The 2,930-nt window shown below is 57.5% G+C and carries 4 protein-coding genes; 3 read left to right on the top strand and 1 reads right to left on the bottom strand.

What is annotated here, in order from left to right; all coding sequences use genetic code 11:
• The 3 genes from B3797_RS16010 to infA all read left to right on the top strand — a co-directional run.
• On the top strand, positions 1-1,027 hold a 1,027-nt coding region (locus B3797_RS16010; RefSeq protein ID WP_311791580.1), incomplete at its 5' end, for an ATP-binding cassette domain-containing protein.
• Positions 1,028-1,058: 31 nt separating this feature from the next.
• Entirely contained in the window at positions 1,059-1,751 is a 693-nt protein-coding gene (gene aat, locus B3797_RS16005) for a leucyl/phenylalanyl-tRNA--protein transferase (protein WP_311781865.1), read from the top strand.
• A 348-nt stretch (positions 1,752-2,099) separates the two neighbouring features.
• Positions 2,100-2,318 (top strand): translation initiation factor IF-1, encoded by a 219-nt coding sequence (infA, locus tag B3797_RS16000; RefSeq protein WP_002211347.1) that lies wholly within the window; start codon positions 2,100-2,102, stop codon positions 2,316-2,318.
• 89 nt (positions 2,319-2,407) lie between these two features.
• Here infA and B3797_RS15995 read toward each other — a convergent pair.
• On the bottom strand, positions 2,408-2,930 hold a 523-nt coding region (locus B3797_RS15995), incomplete at its 5' end, for an AAA family ATPase (protein ID WP_311791579.1).

Below are 2,930 nucleotides of genomic sequence, written 5' to 3'. Positions count from 1 at the left end.
TGCGCAGCGTCAGCAGCAGCGCTTACAGGCACTGTCGCAAAGCCTGCTGCTGCTGATAAGCGGCGCGACCGTGACGCTGCTGCTGTGGATGAGCGCGGATGGCGTGACGCAGGCTTCCTCGCCCGGCGCGCTTATCGCGCTGGTGGTATTTTGCGCGCTCGCCGCGTTTGAAGCGCTGGCCCCGGTTGCCGGCGCTTTTCTGCCGCTGTCGCAGGTTATCGCCGCCGCTGAGCGCGTTAACGGCATCATCGATCAGGCGCCCGCGATTCGTTTTCCCGATAAATCGGCAAGTGAGCCCGGCAGCCTTTCGGTATCGATTGATAAGGTCACCTTCCACTATCCGCATCGTCCCGAAGCGGTGCTGGATAATTTTTCGCTGCAGGTACGGGCGGGCGAGCGTATAGCCTTGCTCGGCCCCACCGGCTGCGGTAAATCCACGCTGCTGGCGTTGCTGACGCGCGCATGGGAGGTGGAAACCGGCTCCGTTGCGCTACAAAACGTCGATCTGCGCAGCTGGGATGAAAAATCGCTGCGTCAGCGCATTAGCGTAGTGACGCAGCGCGTGCACCTGTTTAACCAGACGCTGCGCGAGAACCTGCGGGTAGCGCGCCCCGACGCCAGCGATGCGCAGCTCAGCCGCGTTCTGCACCAGACAGGCCTGTCGCGCCTGCTGGAAAGCGAAGAAGGACTCAACGCCTGGCTCGGCGAAGGAGGCCGTTCGCTGTCGGGCGGCGAACTGCGCCGCCTGGCAATTGCGCGGGCGCTGCTGCACGACGGCGATCTCTGGCTGCTGGATGAACCCACTGAAGGGCTCGATGCAGCCACGGAGCACCAGATTTTAGCGCTGCTGCAGCAGGTTACAGCTGGTAAAACCCTGATTATGGTGACGCACCGGCTGAGCGGTCTGGACGCACTGGATCGCATCTGCGTAATGAAAAACGGCCAGATCGCTGAAGAAGGCCCGCATCACGAATTAATCTCAAAAGAGGGACGCTACTGGCATTTTCAGCAGCGCTTTGCGCTATAGTCTTAGCGAAAAACCGACGAGTAGAGATGCGATGAGACTGGTGCAACTGTCACGGGAATCCCTTCATTTTCCTCCGCCAGAGATGGCGCTGCGTGAGCCAAACGGCCTGCTGGCGATGGGCGGCGATCTCTCCCCTGCTCGCCTGCTCAGTGCCTACCAGCGCGGCATTTTCCCCTGGTTTTCGCCTGGCGATCCCATTTTGTGGTGGTCGCCCGATCCGCGTGCGGTACTGCTGCCGGAATCCTTTCACCTCAGCCGCAGCATGGCGCGTTTTCATCGCCGCTCGCCGTTTCGCGTGACCATGAATCAGGCGTTTTTCGACGTAGTCGAAGGCTGCGCCGCCGGCCGTCAGGAAGGAACATGGATTACCTTCGAAGTGAAGCGCGCCTGGCAGCGTCTCTATGAACTGGGGCATGCGCACTCTATAGAAGTGTGGCTGGATCGGCAGCTGGTAGGCGGCATGTACGGCCTCGCGCTGGGACAGATTTTCTGCGGCGAATCAATGTTCAGCCGGAGCGAGAACGCCTCGAAAACCGCCCTTCTGGTATTTTGCCAGCATTTCATTAAACATCAGGGCCGGCTGGTGGATTGCCAGGTTTTAAATCCGCACACGGCCTCGCTGGGCGCGCGCGAGATACCGCGCGCTGACTATCTGCAGTATGTTCAGTCTCTTGCCTGGCAGCCTGTCAACGCCGGTTGCTGGCGCACTCAGACCCTTTTTTAAGCCTGCGCAGATGTTTTGCACACAAACAGACGTAAAAGTGGTATAATAGCCGCGTTTGGTATGTCGTCCGCGCTTCGCAACGGCGAGCCGGAATTGCCAGGCTGGGAATCACAACGCACTCCCGGAACTGTTTCAGATGAGCGCGTGTTACCGCCTACTGATGCAAATTCTTAGCCCGTTAATCCCCCGCAGACGTCACATAAACACCCGAATTTAACCGAGATGCTCGCGCCCCTCGCGCGAAGCACGGCGAAGCGTTGGCTTTACCGCCAACGTTTCTTTACATAAATCGTGGAATTCGGCATTATCTTGCCGGTTCACTGAAAGCTAGTCCACCCAGAGGATTCGATGGCTAAAGAAGACAATATTGAAATGCAAGGTACCGTACTTGATACGTTACCTAACACCATGTTCCGTGTAGAACTCGAAAACGGTCACGTGGTTACCGCTCATATCTCCGGTAAAATGCGCAAAAACTATATCCGCATCCTGACGGGCGACAAAGTAACTGTTGAGCTGACCCCGTACGACCTGAGCAAAGGCCGCATTGTCTTCCGTAGTCGCTAAGCGGCTCCGTTTCGCTTTCGCCGCCTGAACGGCGGTGAAAAAAAAGGCCAGATTCGCATCTGGCCTTTTCTATTTCTACCTTACGGCGCTTAGTGAACCGTACCTTCCGTTTTGCGTTTTTCCGCGCTGAGGAAGTGATAAGTCAGCTGGTTCTTCTCTTTGTCGAGCGCCACCGAGACCGATCCCCCATCCACCAGCGAGCCAAACAGCAATTCGTTGGCCAGCGGTTTCTTGAGGTTTTCCTGCACCGTACGCGCCATAGGACGGGCACCCATCGCCTTGTCGTAGCCTTTCTCCGCCAGCCAGTCGCGCGCTTCGTCGCTGACTTCCAGCGAAACGCCCTTCGCATCCAGCTGCGCCTGCAGTTCGACAATAAACTTGTCCACGACCTGATGAATCACTTCCTGTGACAGGTGACGGAACCAGATAATATTGTCGAGACGGTTGCGGAACTCTGGCGTAAAGATCTTTTTGATCTCTTCCATCGCATCAGTGCTGTTGTCCTGATGGATCAGACCAATCGATTTACGCTCGGTTTCACGTACGCCCGCGTTGGTGGTCATGACCAGCACCACGTTGCGGAAGTCCGCTTTACGGCCGTTGTTATCCGTC

The sequence above is a fragment of the Pantoea sp. UBA5923 genome (assembly GCF_002431095.1).
GTDB classification, from domain to species: Bacteria; Pseudomonadota; Gammaproteobacteria; order Enterobacterales; family Enterobacteriaceae; genus Pantoea; species Pantoea piersonii.
The sequence above is the reverse complement of the archived record's forward strand: the minus strand, read 5'-3'. Positions and strand labels throughout refer to the sequence as shown.